The organism is Neisseria sp. HMSC065C04, assembly GCF_001815375.1.
Taxonomy (GTDB): domain Bacteria; phylum Pseudomonadota; class Gammaproteobacteria; order Burkholderiales; family Neisseriaceae; genus Neisseria; species Neisseria flavescens_D.
The window spans coordinates 28,628-50,462 of record NZ_KV820406.1; the positions used below are offsets into that span (position 1 = coordinate 28,628).

The 21,835-nt window shown below is 44.6% G+C and carries 20 protein-coding genes, 1 pseudogene and 1 riboswitch; of the genes and pseudogenes, 7 read left to right on the forward strand and 14 right to left on the reverse strand.

Translation table 11 applies throughout. The features are described 5' to 3' along the window. Positions 1-271: 271 nt before the first annotated feature. Genes ccoN through ccoP form a run of 4 tightly spaced genes read left to right on the forward strand, consistent with a single transcriptional unit; the run spans position 272 to position 3,889 of the window. Positions 272-1,705 carry a cytochrome-c oxidase, cbb3-type subunit I gene (gene ccoN / locus HMPREF3022_RS03960; RefSeq protein WP_003748780.1) on the forward strand — a complete coding sequence of 478 codons (1,434 nt, stop codon included), beginning with the start codon at positions 272-274 and terminating at the stop codon, positions 1,703-1,705. Between the two features lie 24 nt (positions 1,706-1,729). Beyond that, entirely contained in the window at positions 1,730-2,341 is a 612-nt protein-coding gene (gene ccoO / locus HMPREF3022_RS03965) for a cytochrome-c oxidase, cbb3-type subunit II (RefSeq protein ID WP_003748778.1), read from the forward strand. A gap of 4 nt (positions 2,342-2,345) precedes the next feature. Then, positions 2,346-2,543 carry a cbb3-type cytochrome oxidase subunit 3 gene (locus HMPREF3022_RS03970; protein ID WP_003748776.1) on the forward strand — a complete coding sequence of 66 codons (198 nt, stop codon included), beginning with the start codon at positions 2,346-2,348 and terminating at the stop codon, positions 2,541-2,543. Continuing rightward, positions 2,543-3,889: a cytochrome-c oxidase, cbb3-type subunit III gene (gene ccoP, locus HMPREF3022_RS03975; protein ID WP_079454207.1), complete on the forward strand. Its 1,347-nt coding sequence runs from the start codon at positions 2,543-2,545 to the stop codon at positions 3,887-3,889. Before HMPREF3022_RS03970 ends, ccoP begins: the two co-directional genes overlap by 1 nt. A gap of 150 nt (positions 3,890-4,039) precedes the next feature. Here the strand turns inward: ccoP and HMPREF3022_RS03980 are convergent, their stop codons facing one another. From HMPREF3022_RS03980 to HMPREF3022_RS04040, 13 genes are all read right to left on the reverse strand, one after another. Beyond that, entirely contained in the window at positions 4,040-4,486 is a 447-nt protein-coding gene (locus HMPREF3022_RS03980; RefSeq protein WP_049323906.1) for a ubiquinone anaerobic biosynthesis accessory factor UbiT, read from the reverse strand. Beyond that, positions 4,473-5,390 carry a U32 family peptidase gene (locus HMPREF3022_RS03985; protein WP_049330725.1) on the reverse strand — a complete coding sequence of 306 codons (918 nt, stop codon included), beginning with the start codon at positions 5,388-5,390 and terminating at the stop codon, positions 4,473-4,475. Before HMPREF3022_RS03985 ends, HMPREF3022_RS03980 begins: the two co-directional genes overlap by 14 nt. 10 nt (positions 5,391-5,400) lie before the next feature. After that, positions 5,401-6,408: a ubiquinone anaerobic biosynthesis protein UbiU gene (locus tag HMPREF3022_RS03990; RefSeq protein WP_003748766.1), complete on the reverse strand. Its 1,008-nt coding sequence runs from the start codon at positions 6,406-6,408 to the stop codon at positions 5,401-5,403. A gap of 334 nt (positions 6,409-6,742) precedes the next feature. After that, a complete protein-coding gene (locus HMPREF3022_RS03995) occupies positions 6,743-7,363 on the reverse strand; it encodes a DUF2238 domain-containing protein (RefSeq protein WP_049330747.1) in 621 nt (206 codons plus the stop codon). A 106-nt stretch (positions 7,364-7,469) separates the two neighbouring features. Further along, positions 7,470-8,459 (reverse strand): phosphatidate cytidylyltransferase, encoded by a 990-nt coding sequence (locus HMPREF3022_RS04000; RefSeq protein WP_049330724.1) that lies wholly within the window; start codon positions 8,457-8,459, stop codon positions 7,470-7,472. Next, the gene (locus tag HMPREF3022_RS04005) at positions 8,456-9,163 is read right to left on the reverse strand and encodes a lysophospholipid acyltransferase family protein (protein ID WP_049330723.1); all 708 of its coding nucleotides are present in this window, start codon (positions 9,161-9,163) and stop codon (positions 8,456-8,458) included. The genes HMPREF3022_RS04000 and HMPREF3022_RS04005 overlap by 4 nt, the downstream gene beginning before the upstream one ends. 63 nt (positions 9,164-9,226) lie before the next feature. Beyond that, on the reverse strand, positions 9,227-9,601 hold the full coding sequence (locus HMPREF3022_RS04010; protein ID WP_049330718.1) for a hypothetical protein: 375 nt from the start codon (positions 9,599-9,601) through the stop codon (positions 9,227-9,229). Positions 9,602-9,603: 2 nt separating this feature from the next. Further along, positions 9,604-10,890, reverse strand: coding sequence for a phosphatase PAP2/dual specificity phosphatase family protein (locus tag HMPREF3022_RS04015; RefSeq protein ID WP_049330745.1), 1,287 nt, complete (start codon positions 10,888-10,890; stop codon positions 9,604-9,606). A gap of 4 nt (positions 10,891-10,894) precedes the next feature. Then, positions 10,895-11,482: a hypothetical protein gene (locus HMPREF3022_RS04020; protein ID WP_049330716.1), complete on the reverse strand. Its 588-nt coding sequence runs from the start codon at positions 11,480-11,482 to the stop codon at positions 10,895-10,897. 369 nt (positions 11,483-11,851) lie between these two features. After that, the gene (locus HMPREF3022_RS04025) at positions 11,852-13,594 is read right to left on the reverse strand and encodes a bifunctional alpha/beta hydrolase/class I SAM-dependent methyltransferase (protein WP_070765167.1); all 1,743 of its coding nucleotides are present in this window, start codon (positions 13,592-13,594) and stop codon (positions 11,852-11,854) included. Between the two features lie 113 nt (positions 13,595-13,707). Continuing rightward, entirely contained in the window at positions 13,708-15,654 is a 1,947-nt protein-coding gene (locus HMPREF3022_RS04030; protein WP_070765168.1) for a DUF262 domain-containing protein, read from the reverse strand. After that, complete coding sequence (locus HMPREF3022_RS04035) at positions 15,641-16,945, reverse strand: DUF262 domain-containing protein (RefSeq protein ID WP_049330712.1); 1,305 nt, start codon at positions 16,943-16,945, stop codon at positions 15,641-15,643. Before HMPREF3022_RS04035 ends, HMPREF3022_RS04030 begins: the two co-directional genes overlap by 14 nt. 41 nt (positions 16,946-16,986) lie before the next feature. Beyond that, positions 16,987-17,739, reverse strand: a complete 753-nt coding sequence (locus tag HMPREF3022_RS04040) for a PP2C family protein-serine/threonine phosphatase (RefSeq protein WP_049330711.1) — start codon at positions 17,737-17,739, stop codon at positions 16,987-16,989. 231 nt (positions 17,740-17,970) lie between these two features. Between HMPREF3022_RS04040 and HMPREF3022_RS04045 the strand changes: the two genes are divergently transcribed. Together HMPREF3022_RS04045 and HMPREF3022_RS04050 are read left to right on the forward strand one after the other, a co-directional pair. Next, a complete protein-coding gene (locus HMPREF3022_RS04045; RefSeq protein ID WP_003684382.1) occupies positions 17,971-18,255 on the forward strand; it encodes a PepSY domain-containing protein in 285 nt (94 codons plus the stop codon). 165 nt (positions 18,256-18,420) lie between these two features. Then, positions 18,421-20,282, forward strand: a pseudogene (locus tag HMPREF3022_RS04050) (Pycsar system effector family protein). Between the two features lie 142 nt (positions 20,283-20,424). Here the strand turns inward: HMPREF3022_RS04050 and HMPREF3022_RS04055 are convergent. Next, the gene (locus HMPREF3022_RS04055; protein WP_049330709.1) at positions 20,425-21,024 is read right to left on the reverse strand and encodes a CDP-alcohol phosphatidyltransferase family protein; all 600 of its coding nucleotides are present in this window, start codon (positions 21,022-21,024) and stop codon (positions 20,425-20,427) included. Between the two features lie 71 nt (positions 21,025-21,095). Then, positions 21,096-21,141, forward strand: a riboswitch (PreQ1 riboswitch). 3 nt (positions 21,142-21,144) lie between these two features. Here HMPREF3022_RS04055 and queC point away from each other — a divergent pair. Beyond that, on the forward strand, positions 21,145-21,804 hold the full coding sequence (gene queC, locus HMPREF3022_RS04060; RefSeq protein WP_049330708.1) for a 7-cyano-7-deazaguanine synthase QueC: 660 nt from the start codon (positions 21,145-21,147) through the stop codon (positions 21,802-21,804). Positions 21,805-21,835: the final 31 nt, after the last annotated feature.

Genomic DNA, 21,835 nt, shown 5'->3' on the forward strand with positions numbered 1-21,835 from the left:
CTATATCAATAAAACTGTATGAAAAAGGGGGCTTGAAAAAATACCATGTCCGATTTAATGCGTATGTTTTAATAATTTATTGATTATAAAAGAAATGAATTTATGTCTTGCTAAATATTTTATGCAATGTGGAATGTAATTTTGCTTGGCATGTTGTGGTGTCTATGTTAAATTTAGAAAAATTTGAGCCTTGGCCGTATTGCGCTTTTCATAAACGTAATGGTTGAGGTGAGATAAAAATTTTTTATACCCATAATTTATGGAGACTTCCATGGACACACAAACTTATAACTACAAAGTGGTGCGCCAGTTCGCCATCATGACTGTAGTTTGGGGTATTGTGGGCATGTTGGTCGGCGTTATCGTCGCTGCCCAGCTTTTTGCTCCTGCCCTCGATTTATCCAATATCGGACCTTGGTTCCACTTCGGCCGCCTGCGTCCTCTGCACACCAATGCGGTTATTTTTGCATTCGGCGGTTGCGGTTTGATCGGTACATCATACTACGTTGTTCAACGTACATGTAATACCCGTCTGTTTGGCGGTTGGCTGCCTGCATTTACCTTCTGGGGTTGGCAGGCTGTTATCGTGGCTGCGGCCATCAGCTTGCCTATGGGTTACACCCAAGGTAAAGAATACGCCGAGTTGGAATGGCCTATCGATATTTTGATTACGCTGGTGTGGGTTGCCTACGCTATCGTATTCTTCGGTACGATTGCTAAACGTAAAATCAAACATATTTACGTTGCCAACTGGTTCTACGGCGGCTTTATCTTGGCCGTTGCGCTGTTGCACATCGTCAACAATATCAGCATCCCTGCCGGTTTGATGAAATCTTATCCGGTTTACGCAGGTGCGATTGATGCGATGGTTCAATGGTGGTACGGCCACAATGCGGTGGGCTTTTTCCTGACAGCCGGCTTCTTGGGTATGATGTACTATTTCGTACCTAAACAAGCAGGCCGTCCGATTTACTCTTACCGCTTGTCCGTTGTCCACTTCTGGGCTTTGATTTTCACTTATATGTGGGCTGGTTCTCACCACTTGCACTACACTGCATTGCCTGACTGGACTCAATCTTTGGGTATGGTATTGTCTTTGATCCTGTTTGCACCTTCTTGGGGCGGTATGATCAACGGTATCATGACTCTGTCCGGCGCATGGGACAAACTGCGTACCGACCCGATTTTGAAATTCTTGATCGTTTCTCTGTCTTTCTACGGTATGTCTACCTTCGAAGGCCCGATGATGTCTATCAAAACCGTTAACGCTCTGAGCCACTACACCGACTGGACTGTTGCACACGTTCACGCCGGCGCATTGGGCTGGGTTGGCTTTGTAACCATCGGTTCCGTTTACTATATGATTCCCCGCTTGTTCGGTAAAAATGAAATGTACAGCACCAAATTGGTTGAGGCGCATTTCTGGATCGCGACCATCGGCGTGGTTCTGTATATCGCTGCAATGTGGATTGCCGGCGTAATGCAAGGTCTGATGTGGGGTTCTTTGAATGACGACGGCACGCTGACTTATTCCTTCGTTGAATCCGTAAAACGTACCATGCCTTACTACATGATTCGTTTCACCGGCGGTCTTCTGTACCTGAGCGGTATGTGCATCATGGCATATAACGTTTACCGTACTGCTATCAGTGGTAAAGCAGTTGATGCTGAGATTCCTGCGGTTTCTCAAACTCAACACCACTAATGACAAGAAAGATAGGCTACCAAAATGAAATTACAACAATTAGCTGAAGAAAAAGTCGGTGTACTGATTGTATTCACCCTGCTTGTAGTCAGCGTCGGCCTTCTGATTGAGGCTGTTCCGCTGTTCTTCACCAAGGCAGTTACCGAACCTGCACCCGGCGTGAAACCATATAACGCCCTGCAAGTGGCCGGTCGCGATATTTATGTGCGCGAAGGCTGCTACAACTGCCACTCTCAAATGATTCGTCCATTCCGTGCAGAAACTGAACGTTACGGTCATTACTCTGTTGCCGGTGAGTCTGTTTATGACCATCCATTCCAATGGGGTTCTAAACGTACCGGTCCGGATTTGGCTCGTGTTGGCGGCCGTTATTCCGATGAATGGCACCGCATCCACCTGCTGAACCCGCGCGACGTTGTGCCGGAGTCCAATATGCCTGCATTCCCATGGCTCGCACGCAATAAAGTCGATGCCGAGGCAACTGTGGCGCATATGAAAGCCCTGCGTAAAGTGGGTACACCTTACAGCGATGAAGAAATTGCCAAAGCACCTGAAATGCTGGCTAACAAATCAGAGCTGGACGCTGTTATCGCCTATCTGCAAGGCTTGGGCTTGGCATTGAAAAACGTAAGGTAACATCATGGACGCTAACTGGGCTCGCTCGCTCTTTACTGTTTGGGTATTTATCAGCTTTATTTTAGTTCTCTATATTGTGTTCAATAGACGCAATAAGAAAAACTATGACGATGCTGCCAGCAGTATTTTCGATAATGACGAACAAAGGCCGTCTGAAAAGGACGATCAAGCTCAGTCAGTCCGTGATCACGGAGCAAAATAATGAACACAACATCCCAATTTACCAGTAGTTTCTGGAGTATATATATTGCCGTTATCGTCGTGCTCAGCTTCATCGGCCTGGCTTGGCTTCTGCTTTCGCAAAACGTTGTGAAACGCCCTAAAAAAGGCGAAGAAGTAAAAACCACAGGTCATGAGTGGGATGGCATTTCGGAGTACAACAACCCTCTGCCACGTTGGTGGTTTTGGCTTTATGTCTGCACATGGCTGTTTGGCGTCGGCTACCTGATTATGTATCCAGGTATCGGCGATTACAAAGGCCTGTGGGGCTGGAGCAGCCATGGTCAATATGAAGAAGAAGTTGCCAAAGCCAATCAGCAATACGGTAAAGTGTATGCTAAATTTTCCAATATGCCGATTGAGAAAGTGGCTAAAGACCCTGAAGCCCGTGCTATTGCACAAAACCTTTTCAATACCTACTGTATCCAATGTCACGGCTCAGATGCCAAAGGCTCCAAAGGCTTCCCGAATTTGACCGACGACGATTGGTTGTGGGGCGGTGAACCTGAAAAAATTCAGGAAACCATTGAAAAAGGCCGTACTGCCTCTATGCCGGCATGGGGTCCTGCTTTGGGTGAAGAAGGCGTGAAAAACGTAACACAGTATGTTATGTCTCTTTCTAAACCTAAAGGCCAATATGACGAAGAACGTGCAGAACGCGGTAAAGTCCTGTTTAGCGGCCCACCTGCCAACTGTTTCACTTGTCACGGCGACAAAGGTCAAGGTATCCAAGGCCTCGGCCCGAACCTGACTGACGATGTATGGTTGTGGGGCGGTACTCAAAAAGCGATTACCGAAACCATTACCAACGGCCGCAGCAGCCAAATGCCTGCTTGGGGTCACTTCCTCGACAAAGACAAGCTGCACATCATGACCGCTTATGTTTGGGGTTTGTCCAACAAAGACGGTAAAAAAGCTCCTGCTAAAAAAGCCGAGCCTGCTCCGGTAGCTCAACCTGCCGATGCTTCTGCTCCGGCAGCCGCTTCGGCTCCTGTTGCCGATAAAGCTGCTTCAGATGCTAAAGCTGCTCCGGCTGCTGAAGCCAAGCCTGCTGAAAAAGCAGAAGCGGCTCCGGTTAAGGTAGATGGCAAAGCTGTTTTTGAAGCCAACTGTAAAACATGTCATGGCGGTATGATTCCGGGCGCACCTGTTGTCGGTAAAAAAGATGACTGGGCTCCTCGAATTAAGCAAGGTAAAGATACTTTGCACAAACACGCGCTTGAAGGTTTTAATTCAATGCCTGCCAAAGGCGGCAACAGCAGCTTGAGTGACGATGAGGTTAAAGCGGCTGTAGACTTTATGGCAAATGAGTCCGGTGCAAAATTCTAATTTTGAGTCGGATTGAAAAAAGCGTACCTAATAAGGTACGCTTTTTTATATTTGATAAAACCAATAAGAGAAGACATATCAAAGAGATGAAATATATAAGGCCGTCTGAAACATTCAGACGGCCTTTGTTCTTGGTTCAACCAAAATTAATCAATCCAAAGTGGACGTACTGCGTTTCAGGAACCATTCGCTGAAAGGCCACTCGACGCTGTCGAGTAAGTTTTTGGTAATTAGCCCCAGTTCCGTATCGCCTTCGATTTGCAATTTACGGTTGAAAAATAAGGTATCGGGATCTTCCTCGCGCATCATCATGCGCATGAAGTCTATACCGTTGGCCGCCAGCCTCAGATCGGGGGCGCCGCTGAAGTTATCGTCCAGGAATTTTTCCGTATCGGCACTAAATCGCACTTTGATACCGGCATCCAAAACTTCGATTTCGAATTTTCTTCCGGCAAAAAGTTCCATATCGGCAGGCAGTAAACCTTTTTTCAGCATGGTATTCAATACGGAGACCAAAACAAAGCGTGGAGGTTTGCCGGGAAGTTTGGTACCGATTTTTGCCATCCATTTGGGTAATATGATTTCAGGCAGCGCCATAATATGCCTCCTTCACGGTTTCAATACCGGGCTGACCGCGCCAATAGCCGTCAACCAGTGTTCCGGTAGTCAGTCGTTCCAACTCGGGGCGGACATCTTCCCATGTGGCTTTTCCGTCCAATACATCGCGGTGAATTTGGATAATTTCAGCCATGCTGTGCATTTGTGGCGACAGTCTGAGCATATTCACGCCGATTTTATTCAAGTCTTCATGGTGGGGCAGTAGGTTTTGGCAACCGTAAGACATGGTTTGGATGCCATTGATGGTGAGAAACGGCTGGCCTTCTCGCGTATTCATAGCCATACCGTGCTCATGATCGAGGCAGCGGAACTCGCAACTGTCTTTATTCAGATTGTAATGGCGGGCGGTAAAGCAACGTGATGAATAGGCGAGCGGCATTTTACCCCAAGCGAAGAGTTCGGTCTCAATGCCGTCTGAAGCCTTAATAATTTCGGCAACCTTATCGCGGCTCAGCTCGGACGGTGCAATCCAGCGGAATGCCCCTAATTTTCGGAATACGTCCAAAGTGGTTTCGTTGTAGATATTCAGGCTTGCACCGGCAACAAAAGGAATGCCGTGTTCGCGTGCCAATTTGACCGCACCCATGTCGTTGGCTTCAACTTTAAACTTTCCCTGCTCCGTGATTTTGCGCAGGCGTTTCAGATCGGATTCGCTTTCGAGCAGGACTTGTGAAGAAAGAATAATCTCCTTACCGCTTTCCGCCAAGTCTTCAGCCAGTCCGAACCAGTCGGCAAAGCGCATTTTCTGACGGCGTGAGCAGACTACCTCGCCCAAATAGACCGTATCCAACGGCGTATCCAGCATGGAAACGTAAAATTCCAGTAGGGCTTCTTTTTGCCAGAAAAATAAAATAGGGCCCAGCGACAATTTCAATGAATTCATTTTTTTCCCCTTATTTCCATGGGCGGTTGTATGCGCCCAAAGTTGTCTGATGACCTTCTGAAACTTTGCTCAAGGCATTGTTCCAGGACGGATTGACTTTGAAATGCGATGGGTCGGCTGCAGCTGCATCCAGTGCTTGGCGCAGGGATTTGGTTACTTGCGCCGTATACATCGGACTGCGTTGGCGTCCCTCGATTTTGATGGCGGACACACCGATTTTGATGAGTTCGGGCAACATTTCCAAAACATTCAGGCTGGTCGGTTCTTCCAAAGCATAGTAAGTTTCATCATTGACTTCAAAGCGGCCTTTGCACAAGGTTGGATAACCTGCCGGTTCATTGGGTTTGTATTGGTCTATCAATACCTGGTTTAGACGTACGTTCATGCGGTCGGGCAGTTGTTCCCAGCGGACGGATTTTGCCGGAGAGCAGACCCCTTGCATATTGGGTGATTCGCCTGTTGCATAGCTCGACAAGATGCAACGGCCTTCCACCATCACACACAAACTGCCGAAGCCAAAGACTTCAATTTCCACATCAGTATTGTCAATTACATGTTTGACCTGATCGATGGTCAGCACGCGCGGCAAAACGGCACGACGGATGCCGAACAGCTCTTTCATCATATTGATGGCTTCGTAATTGGTGGCCGAACCTTGTACCGACATATGCAGGCGTAAATTCGGATGTTTGTCTGCCGCATACGCCATGATGGCGGGGTCGGCAACAATAATTGCATCGGCACCCAAATCCGCCGCCGTATCCACAGCAGCGTGCCAACGCTCCACTTGGCCGGCTTGTGCGAATGTATTGATGGCCATCAGTACATTGCGCCCGCGCGCATGGGCGTAAGCTACGCCTTCCCGTGCCGATTTCATATCGAAATTCAGTCCCGGAAAATTTCGTGCATTGGTCGCATCTTTCAAACCCATGTAAACCGTGTCCGCACCGTTGTCCACAGCGGTTTTCAGTGCAGGCAGGTTGCCAGCAGGGCAGACCAATTCTGGAATTTTCTGCATTTTGTGTTCCTCGTCTTGATGATAACCTCTATCGGGTTAATCAATATTTTGTAGAATTCCGAATATTTTATGGATTAATGACACAAGATATGCTGACTTAAATCAAATCGAAAAAATCAGGTTGACGTAGACATATTGTTTACAAAATCTTAACAGATGTTGTTTTTTATATATTTCATGTGCTTAAAAATTTTGATGACGGATTTTGTTTCAAAATTGGCTTATGTTTTTAACTATCGCATTTATTAATTTTTACAATAATAGCGATAGAAAAATGAAAAAAGGCCGTCTGAAAATCTGGTTTCAGACGGCCTTTCGCTTTAAAGGGGTAGATTTAAGAGAAACCCAAGCGTTTATCGGGTCGGGTAAACACAAAAATAAACAGAGAAGTTAACGCGCCCAAAGTATCGGCAAGCATGTCTTTTTGCGCGTCCCAAATATCGCCTTGAGAACCCAAGAATTCCAGTCCGGCCTCTCCGCCGTCGATGACGGCATATTGCCATTCGATGATTTCATAGGCGGCAGCCACGCTCATGATGAAGAACAGACCGAAAAACAAAGCCAGCGGCAGGTTGCACAGCTTGCGACGCAGCAGCCACTCGGCCATTGGATAGGCGTAGAAGCCGATAATGTAATGGGCAATACGGTCGTAATGATTGCGGTTTTCGCCCAAAATTGGCTCGACAAAGCGGTTGATGGATTCAAATGGCACATCGGCAAAAGTATAGTATGCGCCAATCGAATGCATAATCAGCCAAAAACTCATGAATAAGTAGGCCAGGTTGCTGAAGCGGAAAATGCGGTAGGTGGCAACCAGAAGGAAGAATACGGATGCTACGGGGATGATTTCGGCGTACCAGACTGCGCGATCATGAGGATTAATGCCTGACCAAACAATAAGGGCGAAGATAATCGTAGCAAGAAAAATGGGAAAGATTGGAGAGGGTTTATTCATTTTGTGTGTGTAATAACAATGGTTGCGTATTGTATAACGAATTGGCAGGGCTGGCAGTTTCATACATTCAAGGCCGTCTGAAAACATCTTTCAGACGGCCTGAAGTTTAGCCGTTCCAGAAATAACGGGTGATGTGGAAAAACACAGGTGCAGCAAAACAAATCGAATCCACACGGTCAAGCATACCGCCGTGGCCGCGTATCATATTGCCCCAGTCTTTGACACCGTAATCGCGTTTGATAGCAGACATAACCAGGCCGCCAAAGAAACCCATCAGGCAGACGATAAAGCCGATAACGGCTGCTTGGCCGTGGGAGAACGGCGTAATCGGCGCCATCAGCGCGGCAATGGCTGTGGCCGACAAAATACCGCCGACAGTGCCGGAAATGGTTTTAGACGGGGAAAGTGAAGGCATGATTTTTGCACCGCCAATCAATTTGCCCCAAACGTATTGCAACACATCCGATACTTGCACCACGCCAATCAGGAAGATCAGCAACAGGATATTGTTGCCGTTATCGAAGCCGTCCAAGTCCAGAAACATCAGCGCCGGAACATGAGACAGACAGAAGATGCAAATCATCGCCATCCATTGCGTTTTGGCGGCGCGTTCCAAAAAATGCGCGGTTTGGCCGCTGAGGCTGGCAATAATCGGCAGTATCAAAAAGCCGTAAACCGGAATAAAAATGCTGAACATGCCGTACCAGCCGTCATAGACGAAATAGTATTGCACCGGCAGCAGCAGGTAAAAGCAGACCACCATGCTGTAATAGTCGCTGCGGCGGCGATAGACTAGGGTCATAAACTCGCGCAGTGCGGCAAATGAAATCAGGAAAAACAGTACAACCGTCCCGATTTTGCCGAACCAAAACGCGCCCAGCAACACCAACGTCATCAGCCACCATGCGTAAATGCGGGCGTTGAGGTTGGCGATGGTGGCATTATCTGCGCCGTTTTGGCGCTTGAGCCATTGTCCGATAATGCTGGCAAAACACAATACGGCAAATACGCCGACAAAAATATAGCTGGCTTGCGGAGTCAGATGAGCGGCGGCTTGTTCGACAATGATTTGTTGGGAAGTCGTAGAAAGGCTCATGCTTGTCCTCCTTTGTTTTGATGAACTTCAGATTCATTTTGGCGAAGCTCGCTGCGGTCGTTTTCAGACGGCCTGAGTGCCAGCAGCGCTTCACGACTGCGTGTCAAAAAACTGTCTTTGTCTTCGTTTTCCTGCAAAGTAAGCGGCTGTCCGATATGGACTTCACACAAAAGCGGGATAGGCAGGATTTTGCCTTTGGGCAGTACGTGGCTGATGTTGTCTATCCAAATCGGCACAAATTCGGTATTGGGTTTGCTTTTCGCCAGATGATAAATGCCGGATTTGAACGGCAGTAGGATGGTGTTGTCGTCAGTGTTGCGCGTGCCTTCAGGGAAAATAATCAAAGAGTCGCCTGCGTTCAGCGCGTCTTTCATCTGTTCGGTAATCGCTTGCGGATTATCGCTATGGCGCGGAATCAGCAAGGCATTGAAAACGTTTTGAATGATGAAGCGTTTGAGTTTGCTCGTCAGCCAGTAATCCGAACCGGCGACAGGGCGCGTGGACAAGCGCCAGCGGCGGGGCAGGGAAATCCACACCAGTACAAAATCGCCATGGCTGCCGTGATTGGCGTAATAGACCTTTTGGTGCTGATTGAATGTCAGCTCGCGCGGGCTTTTAGGGCGTACGCCCGTAAGAAAAGAGACCGACAGACACAAGGCTTGGTCGGTCAGCCAGGCAAGTTGTTTTTTGAGGAAGTTTTTCATTGTTTCTGCCTTATGAAGTGAGATACCGCTAAGGATTTGGTTTGGGTAAATCAGCCAAAATAATCAAATGTTTTGGATAAGCAAAATTAAAAATTGTACGGCGGTCAGGTATAAGCTTTTGCGCCATAAGGAAAGTGCGCCGTTTATCCGTTGGGTCAAAGTACGGCTGCCTGAAATTTGACGCAAACCGTTTTGCTGTAAGGCGTGGTCGAAGTCTTCAGTAGAGTAACGGTTGTCGGCAAAGTCTTGGAACACGCGGCGATCGAAGTGAATGCGGATATGGCAGTACAGCAAAACTGCTGCCAAGACAAGTTGCACCACAAACCATGCGCCGCCATATTTTGCTGATAAGGCGAGCAGCAAGGCGTTGCAGGTGGCAACATAATGTGCGGTAGAGAGCAGGTGGGCAGTAATACGGCTATCGGTTGCGTTGTCCATCATTATCCTTGTTTTAAATAGTTGGCAGCAGCTTCGACTGCTTGGGCAGTGGCCAGCGATAATACCATTTGCGGCCGAGCCTGTTTGAGTTCAGCCTTCGCTTGCGCCAAGTTTGTGCAACCACCATAAACCAGTAGCCACGTCAGCACCACTGCGGCACTTCTTCCATAGCCCAAAGCGCAACATACCAGCACTTTGCCGTGTTTTTGGCGCAAGGTTTCCAATATCAAGGCCGTCTGAACCAAATCGTTTTCAGATGGCGTTACCATATCCAGTAAAGGCAGGGTGCGATATTTTCCTTGATAGCTACGGCAGGGATATTCGGCGCATACATCCAATACGGCAGGCAAATGGTTTGAAATCCCCAAAACGCTGCCAATCCATACATCATTGCGGACTGGTGCCGTTTTTGCCTTACCGCGTAACCAATACGCCATGTTTAGCCGTACGCCCACCAGATAAGGCAACAGCAAAACCGTCGCTGCCGCCGATAATTTACCGTTAGCCTGTTTTTGGAATATGTTTGCATTTCCAGTCAAATAGGCAAAAGCCACCATCAGCAAAGACACGCTAATCCATATCGACCACAGCCACGCGCCACCCAGCAACGCGGGCAACGCCGTCAAACACGCGCCAAGCAAATACAGCAGCACAATCTTTCTTGAGCGTACATCACTTGATCCCAGTTTTAACGGCGAAGTCATCTGACGCGGGAAAGCCCACAACACCAGCCAGCCGAGCAATGCTCCGGTTGGTACGTCAATAAAATGATGTTGATAAGTTGTCAGTACCGACAAGGCAATCAGGCTTTGCCATGAGAAAAGCGGCAGGCGGATTTTAGGAAAGCGCGTCCAATAAAATGCACCCACGATAATTGCCAACGCGATATGCAAAGATGGTGCTTGGTTATACGGCAAATCAAATGCAGCCAATGAATCAAACAGCCAGCCTGACAGCCCATCGGCAGGCGGTTTAGGCCACCCGAAACGCAGCGGAAACAGCACAAAGCAAACAGTCGCAATCAGTTGGGCGGCTACAAGGTGCGCTACATATCGGTTTTGTTCATGTGTATCACGGCAAAGAAAAAATGCCGCAGCATACATCAGGTTCAGCGACCAATAAGGCACAATCGTCCATGCCCAAAACGGAATATTGCGCTCCCATGCAAAAGCAATTTCAGGCACATAGTCCAGCGATGCCGCATAATGATTGGACAAGCCGTAGCTGGTGTAAAACAAGATACCGACTGAAATCAGCTTGAGTAGGGAGGTTTTGAGGGTGGGTTTCATGTTTTCATTTAGAACATTGCAATTCATCGCCATAATGGTCAGAACGCAAACAGGATAAAGCGTTTTCTTTTGGATGGTAGCGGAATTCCTGCCACGGACCATCTGTTGAAAGGGCTCGCCAGTAACGCTGTGAAGATTGGTATTCAGTCAACGTCCCATTTGCATCTTTGGCACAAAAATTCTTCGCCATGCCGACGGCCAACATACCGCGTTGTTTATTGGTTGGTATTGTGAATAAGGGGATAAGCTTAGATACATCGGCATTTCGGGCAAATTTCATTTTGATGTAGCCGTATCCTTCATTGGATTCGACGGTCAAAGCAGATAAGGGCAGCCCAAAAGCAACAGAATTTTTCAATTCAATGGTGAATGCCTCACCATCTGACGCTGTCTGCTTGCTGTGGCTTCGGGCAACGGATGCGCGGTATTTGGCAGGCAGTTTGCAGATGTCGGATTTTCCATAAGGCAAGGCTTCAGAATCAAACGCACAACCCTTCTTCATAGATTGCAATAACGGTGTCCAGTCAACCGCAGCAGCATGGGAGACAGCTGAAAATGTGGAAACAAGCAGTAATGTAAGTAACTTTAGCATTATGGGATTTCAACTTATTGAAATTTGAGCAAGCGCTCCCGAGCATTTCTTTGTATATTGGTATATCGTAGATTTTTTCGGAGTAGGTAAGATAAATGTTATACTTTAAAAGTGATGCAATGATGGCTCTGGATAGTCTATTCTCACTTTTTTTACCTTGCGGAGTAATACCGAATAAAACTCATATCTGGTAGTTATTTCGATAGAAATAACTACACTACTTCTGAAGTCATAGGTATTGATAAAGCATAACCACTTCATCATGAAAAACGACGAATCTGTTTACATCAATCTTTAATTCAAAGCGAAAGATTTAAGCCTCATTGAGGCCGTCTGAAAGTTAAAAAATTGTTCAGACGGCCTTTATTTTTATTTCTTCACTGCCAAGCTCACGGTGAAAATACCGTCTTCGTCTATCCATTGATGGATTTTTTCAAAACCGGCTTTTTCAACCAATTGATCCATTTCCTGCTGACTGCGGCGACGCATTACCCAGTTTGGGCTGCCTGCTTTGTGGCTGGTCAGGGCGCGGGCAATCATTTCCAGTTGGGGATGCCACGGCTGGCCGGTGTAGATCAGGTAGCCGCCGGTTTCAATGGCTTCGCCGAAGCCGTAGAGCGAGTTCAAAATCAAATCATTGTCGGCAAACAATTCATGTAGGCCGGAGACGATGCCCAGCGTTGGACGAGGCTGTAAATCGTGATAATTGGCGCGGTCGTAGGCATTGACTTCATTGAAGGTTACTGTGTTTTGCAAGCCGCGCTCGGCAATCAGTTTGCGTCCGGCTTCAACATTAATCGGGCTGTAATCGCGCAAGCGTACGGAATCAGGCAATGTGTCGGCAGTCAGGGCATCCAATACATAGCGGCCATGACCGGACGCGATATCCAAAACGTGTACAGGTTTGCCTGCTTCATGCAATTTAGCTGAGGCCGTCTGAATGGCTTTGCCAATATTGACTTTGCGTTGGCGGATACCGCGCCAGCCGATGGCGTTGAGATAGTATTTGTCCACCCATACACCGAAAGCATTGCTGCCTTGCGGTTGATTGCGGTAGACGTAATCCAGTGTACTGCCCGAATCAAAACCTGTTTCTTGACCGATTCTTAAGCCTTCACTCCAGCGCGAGCCCAGCTTGAGCGAGGCGCGATATATTGCCCAAAATGCGCCGCGAGGTGTACCAATAGGCAAAGGTGTAGCCAGTTCGTCAGCTTCGCGACGGCTGTCTCCAAATAAGTGCGCTTGAGTCAGATCGACTTGTTGCAAGGGTTGATTGAAACGCTCGCGGATAAAACAGCGCATTTCAACAAAAGCGATTTCACGGTTTTGCTCGCCTAAAGTATCGTGGTAGAAACCGGGTAGGATATGGCGCTCTTTAATATGGCTGCCCAAACGGTTGTAGAAATCGTGTTGCGGTTTGTGATGAACGACCCAATCGCTGCCTGAAATCAACAGTTGTACAGGCGTAGTAATCGCTTGTGCATCGGCAACCACACGCTCGGCCGTTTCATATAAACCCAGTAGGATACGAACGGAAATAGCGCGGGCAATAAGCGGATCATTGTCGTAGCTTTTTTGACGTTCGACGTTGTGGGTCAGATAGTGGGCTTTGACGTAGCTGTTGACAAAGAAATTGCCACGCCATTTTTGCATGATTTTTAAACCGGTACGGGCAAACGGAACATAGAGTTTGACTTTGAACGCAGGCGAAGCCAATACGGCGCAACGGATTTTCGGCGCGTAATCGTGCAACCAAGTAGAAACCAATACCGCTCCGACACTTTGCGCAATCACGCAGATGTTTTCAGGTTTGATGCCGTATTCGCTTTGGATGTGTCGGATAAAATCATCTACGTCTGCAACCGAAGTGCCAATACTCGGACTATCGCCGCGTTCACCAGGGCTGTAACCATGACCACGCGCGTCCCAAGCAAAATAGGAAAAATCATCAAAACCCAGCTCATCCGCCACAAACATCATCCGGCCGGAGTGCTCATGCCCGCGATGGAACAGCACAATGGCTTTGTCGGAAGAACCATCGACAGCAGGACGATAGCGGTAGAAAAGCGAAGTACCGTCTTGGGTAGAAAAGTATTTTTGCTGTTCGGACATGAGAAACTCCTAATAGTCATATTTTTTGAACAGTATCATGACATATCGGATAAATGTAATGATTATCCGATAGACGGACGAATGCAATGATAGGGAGATATGTTAAGTGCCGATTATGGTTGATACGATGAGTCAGTTAGTGGTTCATTTAAGATTTCTAGCATTTTTTTCTCATGATCTTTTATCTCGCTTTCTGTCCAGTTTTCGTAACTCATCATAATAGCTTGTTTTAAGCTATCATAAGTATCCTTTTCTTTGTAATACTGCCGTTTCCAATCTGGAAGTTTATTACTGAAACTGGAATTTTTACTTTGAGATAACAAATATAGATTGCCAAAATTATCTAAGACATTTGTATCTAATTTATCTAGGCCAAAATCTTGAGAGGGATTTTGTGGGTAATGGTGCTCAACCGAGCTTCTAAAACTAAATCTAAAATTTTTCCAGATAGATTGTTTAGATTGGTCAATAGCTGAAAAGACCTCTACCTTGTCTTGATATTTCCATAATTGATAATCCAATCGATTAAATACAAAATTTGGGACGTTTACTCCATCATTCCAAGACTTATGTACTGAAGGGGTGGTGTAATTATCATTTAAGATAATTTTCATAAAATCCCTATTTTCATTGCAGTTGTTTTCAAAATAAAATTTATCACAAAGATTTTCAAGAAACTGAATATATGTCTCTTGAGTAATACTTTTCTTATTCTCGAATAACCAACGCAATGTAGCATATAGCCAGTTTTTATAGATTCGGGATGGATTAGAAACATGAAACATAGAAAGCAACATTATTGCATTCTTGGTTTTATCATTGGTTTCTTGAGTATCAATGGAATTGCCATTGTCGATACCAAAAATATTTCTATAGTAATAATTCTTTGATTCTTCTTTTTTGATTTCCCATAAAGACCAATGCTCATTTTCTGAACGTAGTGAATTTGACTTAATAATATATTTATCAAATAAATATCGACAAGATAGCAATGTATCTATGAAATTTACAATCTTTTCTTTGTTCCAGTCTTCATTGTCAAAATCACGCAAAAGTTCTTTTTCATCCAGAGGAATCTCTTTAAAGGTAGTTTCGTTAATGCCAGTAGGAAATTTTTCTAGATAAATTTTCAAGATATGCATTAAGAAGTTAGGGAAATCAATAACGGAATTAAAACGCCCATCTGTCTGCTCGTTTGTTTTTTCTTGGGAGGAGTGGATATCTCCATTATCGGCGGTTATCAATTGAAGAATTGATTGTTCTTCATTTGCGGAGCCGTTATCTGAATGTTGAGTTTTTTCTGCATCAGCAATATTCTCAATAATTTCATTAAATTTTTTTGGAATAGTATTTTCCCAATTCTTGCCAAAAATATTTTCTCTAAGTGACTGGTTGATTCCTATTACAACATATCGGCTCATGTCAGAACACGCATCCCAAATTTTGGCAAAAATAGAGCGTTCACTATCTGTGTCTAAAACCTTCATCAAAGTAGCCTTGATAATCTCATGTTTTTCTAATTGCTCTCCCCGCGTATTCATAATTTCAAAGTAATGATTGAGGTCGGTGTCTTCGGGTACTTCGGTTCTAATAATTTTAACGTTTTCTTGTAAGAACTCTGCCAAACACCTTCCTTCTTTTTCTGTTCTCTCAGTTTCCCAATATTTTTTTATTGATTTTAAAGCATTTTTAAAAACATCAGGTATAGAGTCGGAGTCAAGATCTCCTAAGGCATCGTCGGAGTCATGTCTATGCTCAAAGTATACATTTCTAACAAAGGTATCTGATTTTAAGTAGTGCATGATTAAAGTCAGTGTGGTCAATCGTTGTTGTCCGTCTATGACTTCTAAATCTCCATTTTCTCTTTTATAAATGACTAAGCTGCCAATATAATAATTATTCTTATTTTTTGCATTCCATAGGTCTTGGATAAGAAGGCTGATCTCATCATCTCCCCATGCGTAATTACGTTGATAAATAGGAATAATATATTTGTCTTTATTTAAATTTAATAATTCATTTATGGTTAATGTTTTTACGTAATCATTATTTGTTTTCATCTTTAATTTCCAAAATCTCTTTTATTTTAGGGTCTACATGTTTTGAAAAATTGACTTTTCCGGTTTGTTGAATAAAACGCATTATTTGTTCGGGAGTAATGGATCTTTCAATATAAGAAATTAATCCGGCTGGAGCACTAGCCTTTTTCTCAATGGTCGTGAAGGTAATGCGCTGATATTCTACCCGAGTACGGTAAGCCCATAGAAAAGCTTTGGTTATAAATTCTTCAAAATGGCTTTCTCCAAATTTATCAAAGTAGAACAATACGGTACATTCAAATAAATTTCTAATGTATTTATCACCAGTTCGATAGCTGTATTTATGATTGTTTAAAAAAGTCATTACTCCTTTTTCTAAATCAATTCCATTAATAGAATGAATTTTATCTAACAATCCATCCTTTTCTTTGAATAGTTTTTCATAGATGGCTGTATAATGTTCAATGTAATCAAAGAAATATTTTCCATTGATTAACACTTGTGTGGCCTGAAATGCTGATATTGATCGATATAAAAATGGATTTTCATGTAATAATTTTTGTATGGTATGAGTAGCTAATATTCTGTGTAAGTAAGGATAATCAACTTTTTCATGAACGCCTTTAAATGTATCTAATTCATCTGATGTAAATATTTCTGCATTCTCTTTGTAATGCCAGCGGCGAAGTCTAAATAAGATATAATTGATAATTTTATCTAAATTATTTATATCATTAGACATTGCAGATTTTTCCCAGCGTTCGACACATTGGTGAATAATCCGCTCGTCTTTATCTCTCATGTCTCTTAAATGATAGGCTTTTAAGAGGTCATAAGATTCTAAAGGTTTGCCTCTGGCATTTTGTGAATCAAAAAATTGAAAAGCCTCATCTAAGTCATTTAATTCAATACAAACCATTTCACACCTGTTAAGGAGGTAATCCTTAAATTCATTTGTGAAATTATAGTTTTTAAGAAAATTATAGTTCGTTGTAATATTATTTTTGCTGATGCTATGATTCGGTTTTTCCTTTAAAAGAGACACATCCTTCCCCAGTTTATGAAGCAATAACGAGAGTGTAATAAGCCGCTGTTGGCCATCTACTATTTCAGAACAGTCGTTATTTTTATTTAAAACAATTGTTCCGATGCGGTATATTTTTTTCCCCTCCCTAAAATTTTGGAGCAGGTCATCGATTAATTGTTGTACATTTTTGATTGTCCATTTGTATGGTCTTTGATAATTAGGGATACTCAAATTTAATTTAAATATGTCATCAATCTTGAGTATTTCTGCTTTTTCTATGCTCATATAGATACCCCTTAGTATGAAAAATAGGTAAACATTATAGACTACAATCGGCAAACTACTACCGACATATCATCATAAACTCTTTGTTTCGCAATTAATTTACGAAATACAGTCAGACGGGACTTATCGTTATCATATTGTTGCCAAATTTTTTCTCTTATTTCTTCTGAAAGAGCGTCGCTTAGGCCGTCTGAACAAAGCAGCAGGCTTTCTCCTGCTTTAAGCGTAAGTTCGATATGACACATTTTGTCTTGGAATTCGGAATAATCTGCTGCTAGATAAGAAGAAACGCCGCCATATATGGTGGCGAACTCTTCTTCTTTTTTATCCGACAAATCATCCAGCAATTCGGAGAGTATCGAGTGATCTTGGGTCAGTTGCTTCCATTTTCCTTGTGTATCAATCAAATAGGCGCGACTGTCGCCTACGCTGATGATTTTGGTTTTGCCGGTGGTTTGGTCGATTTCGGTGGCAACAAAAGTGGTTGAGGAACCAAAATAATCCTCTGCCAGCTCTTGAGATAAAGCGGCTTGTACATGATTGATGATTTGACGGCTGAGTTTGGCTGTGCGGCTTAATAGGTGCATGGCGGATTTGCTGGCTTTTTCGGGATGGTTGCTATTGGAAATGCCGTCGGCTATCCCGATGATAAAGCGTGGACGGGTTTCAAGACGTGTTTCAGCGGTTTTGAGTTTATATTGAAACACTTGTTCACCGTTAAAAAGGGCATCCTGGTTGTGTTGTTTGTTGCTGCCGATTTGTTGGCAAAAGGTAATTTCGCAAAATTTGTTCATGATTTATCCATTTGTTGGGTGAATATTCATTGCAGGCTTTTCATTTTTTCTAACCATCCGGATTTACACTTGGGTAATACGTTTGAAATTTGATGATTAAGGTTAAAGGACGTCTGAACAGTTTTCAGACGGCCTTTACTGCGTTTAACCAAGCACTAATTAACTGCTAATTTTGTCATGTTTTAATACATCCATCGAAACCCGAATACACATTTAAAAAGGAAATCAAACATGAAAAAATTTTTATTGACCGCCATCGTTGCTTTGTCTGCCGCTACTGCCGGTGCCAGTGATTATATCGAACACAAAATCTACAGCGACAAAAACTTCGAGCAAAATCGTGCTAAAGCCGTAAAAATGTTGGAACAACGCGGCTATCAAGTTCACGATGTTGAAGCCGATAGCCGTCGGGGCCAGCCTGTGTTGGATATCGAGGCTTTTAAAGATGGTCGTGAGTACGACATTGTTTTGTCTTACCCTGATTTGAAAATTATTAAAGAACGCATCGATTATTAATATTTCGATATAAAGTGGATTGTCGCAGGGCTTTTGGTCCTGCGACAGTTTGCTATTTAGGCATTTAAAGAATGTAAATAGCATGTAAATTATCTGAAATAAATGAACTAAATATGCTTTTTATTTTCCATTTAATTCAAAGTGTTTGATGTTGTGAGTCATGATATGAGTTTGAATGATTGGAAGGAAGATGGTCAGTCGAAGCAGATGGGCAACCAAGAAAAACCTTTAAACGACGGCGCAGCTGCCGAATCCCAACAGGATGTTGATTTTTGGGATCACAATCAAAACGGTGTTGTTGAAAACGAAGTTGAGGCTGTGGCTGACGCGGTAGAAATTCCGGAAACGGTAGAAGGTCTGGGAGTGATTAAAAATCCTGAGATGCCGTCTGAAAAAAGTGAGAAGAAAGCCAAACGCAAAAAAGACAAGGCGAAGAAGAAAAAAATAAAGCCGAGGATTTGAATGCGCCTGATTTGTTGGGTACGAATAAGGGCGTGGAAACCATGTTCCGCAACGCCGTACGCTCGGAGATGGAATTGTTGGCACTGGCGGCGACCAAAGCGAACATTATGATTTCGCTGAATGGTTTTATTGTTTCTGCTCTGATGATTTCGGGTGCGTTTATTTTTTCATCGTCGCCTGAGTTTTTGATTCCGGCGAGTACCTTTATGATTACCGCCGCCGCGTCCATCGTGTTTGCGCTTCTGTCCGCTTCGCCGGAACGTATCGGTAAAATGCAAGCGGCGCGTACATGGTTGAAGGATTTTGTCCGCGGCCGTTCGAAACTGCGGGATTTGAAAACCCGCCTCAGCAGCACCGAAACGCGCTTTTTTGGCGGCAGCCAGCCCAATATTTTGATTTATGAAGACCGTGTGAAGCTGCAAAAAGATCAATATTGGGAAATGATGCAGGAGATTATGGGTGATCGTAAACAAATCTATGAAAAGATGAGCGACCATCTTTACTGGCTTGGTTTGTTGGCGGATAAACAGTTCAAATACATTAACTTATCTTACGCGGTATTCCGCTGGGGCTTGCTGGCTTCACTGGTGGCGTTTATCGGCGTGAAAACATTGCCGTCATTGCTGATACCGCCGGCCAACAATGCGGCAGAGCTGCGTTCGCTGGGGATCAATATGTTTAACGGTGTGTACGAGCCTTCCGCCGTACAACAGCTTCCGGACGGTAATTTGCTGATTGCGGAAGACGAACCCAACCATGCGTTTAGTATCATCAGCATTGATAAAACCGGTAGGTTTGTGGAAGACGAGGCATTGGATACGCGCGTGATTACCGGTTTCAAACGCCGTCTCAGCGACTTGGAGGCTTTGGCTCGCGACGATGAAGGCTTTATCTACGCGCTGACTTCACACTCGCGTACCCGTAAAGGCAACCGCTCGCCTGACCGCGAACACCTGATGCGTTTTAAAATCCAAGACGGCAATGTGTTGGGGCTAACCAGCTACGACAATCTGACGCAAGTTTTGGAAACCGATCATAAGCTGCATGATTTGATTCGCGAGCGAACCAAGGCAGAGGTTTCTTTTGAAGAAATCAATATTGAGGGCATGGCGTTTGATCCGGTGAAAAAACGTCTTGTTTTAGGGTTCCGTGATCCTGAGTTCAACAACATGGCTTTGGTCGCGTTTATCAGCAATCCGAAAGATGTGTTCGAGCGCAATGCCAAGCCTGAGTTTGATGAAGTGGCAGTGATTGATATTGATGGCGGCGGTATCCGTTCCCTCAACTATGATCCTGTGTTGAAAACCTACGTGATTGCCAATGAAGTGAAGGATGAGAATGGACAGAAATTCTCGCAACTGTGGACTTGGAGCGGCAACCCGACCGACGAACCGCAAAAAATCTCTCTGCCTAATCTGCAACACATCACCAACGTTGAAGCCGTCGATTCGATTACCGTTAACGGCAAGCCGCAGATGATTCTGATGGGTGACGAAGGCAATGCTTCACAGAAGATTACTGCCAAGTATATGTTGGTAGATTACAGTCAGTTGGGTAAACAGTAAGTTATCTCGGCTGATGGATAAAAGGCCGTCTGAAACCGATAGTTTATGGTTTCAGACGGTCTTTTTTTTGTTTTCAGTAAAACAGGGTGATGGGTTTAAATACTCTAATCAATGATGATTAACCCAAAAAAGTGGACAAATTTCAGACGACCTTCAAGCCATTGATGACACGTTTGTAGCAGGTGTAAACCAGTGCCGCGCAGGCCAGCCACATAAGGATATAGAAAAGCGAATGGAAGCTTCCGGCAATTGCATACCATACTGCCAATGCGCCGATAAAGAATGCGCGATCGCTTTTGCCGAATGGCCCGTCATAACGACGGCCGTTGCCATGGACTTGTCCCAAAACGCCGCAAAATTCAGTCATTGCCGCCAGCCAAATAAACAGGGCAATTTGCACGCCGCCGAAGGGTGCAATGAAGGCAAAAGGCAGATACAAAGCAGCATCGGCGGCAATATCGGTGATTTCATTCAAATAACCGCCTAATGCCGATTGTTGGCCGAACTCCCGTGCCAGCATACCGTCCATCGCATTCAGTGCCATACGGACGAACAACCAAATCGGCAAAAGCCAGAATAATGTGGATACACCTGCAAACAATGCTAAAAGCAAACCGATCAAAATGGAAACGGCGCAGGCAAACAGGGTAACCTGATTGGCAGTAATACCTTTTTGATACAGTCGCTTAACAATGGGGCGCAACAGGTTTTGAAATTTTGGTTTCAGGGCGTAGATGCTCATAATTATGCTATATAAAAGAAAATGAAGTGCCGTGATTATAGACGAAATCCGTTATAATCCGTCAATCTTCAAATCACGCGGTTCGCAAACCTCCCGCGTTAACAAAACTAGGAATTTACAATGGAAAAACAGCAGGCCCTCGTTATTTTTTCGGGCGGGCAGGATTCAACAACCTGCCTGATTCAGGCAATTCAAACATATGGCCGTGAAAATGTGCAGGCCATCACTTTTCAATATGGGCAACGCCACGCCATCGAATTGGAGCGCGCGCGTTGGATTGCCCAAGATTTAGGCGTGAAGCAGATCGTACTCGATTTAAGCCTGATGCAACAGATTACGCATAATGCCTTGATGGATGATACGGCATCCATTGAAACAGCTTCAGACGGCCTGCCTAATACATTTGTAGATGGACGCAATGCTTTGTTTTTGCTTTACGCCGCCATTTACGCCAAAGGGCAGGGGATACGCCATATCATTGCCGGCGTGTGCGAAACCGATTTTTCGGGTTATCCCGACTGTCGCGATGTGTTCGTCAAGTCGATGAATGTCACATTGAATCTGGCCATGGATTACGCTTTTCAAATCCACACGCCCTTGATGTATTTAACCAAAGCGCAAACTTGGGCATTGGCGGATGAAATGGGTGTGTTGGATTATATTCGCGAGCATACACATACCTGTTATAACGGCGTGGTCGGTGGTTGTCATGAATGTCCGAGCTGTATTTTGCGCGAGCGCGGTTTGTCAGAATATTTGGAAAGTAAAAAGGCCGTCTGAATTAAGAGGGGCATATATTTCCAATATCCAG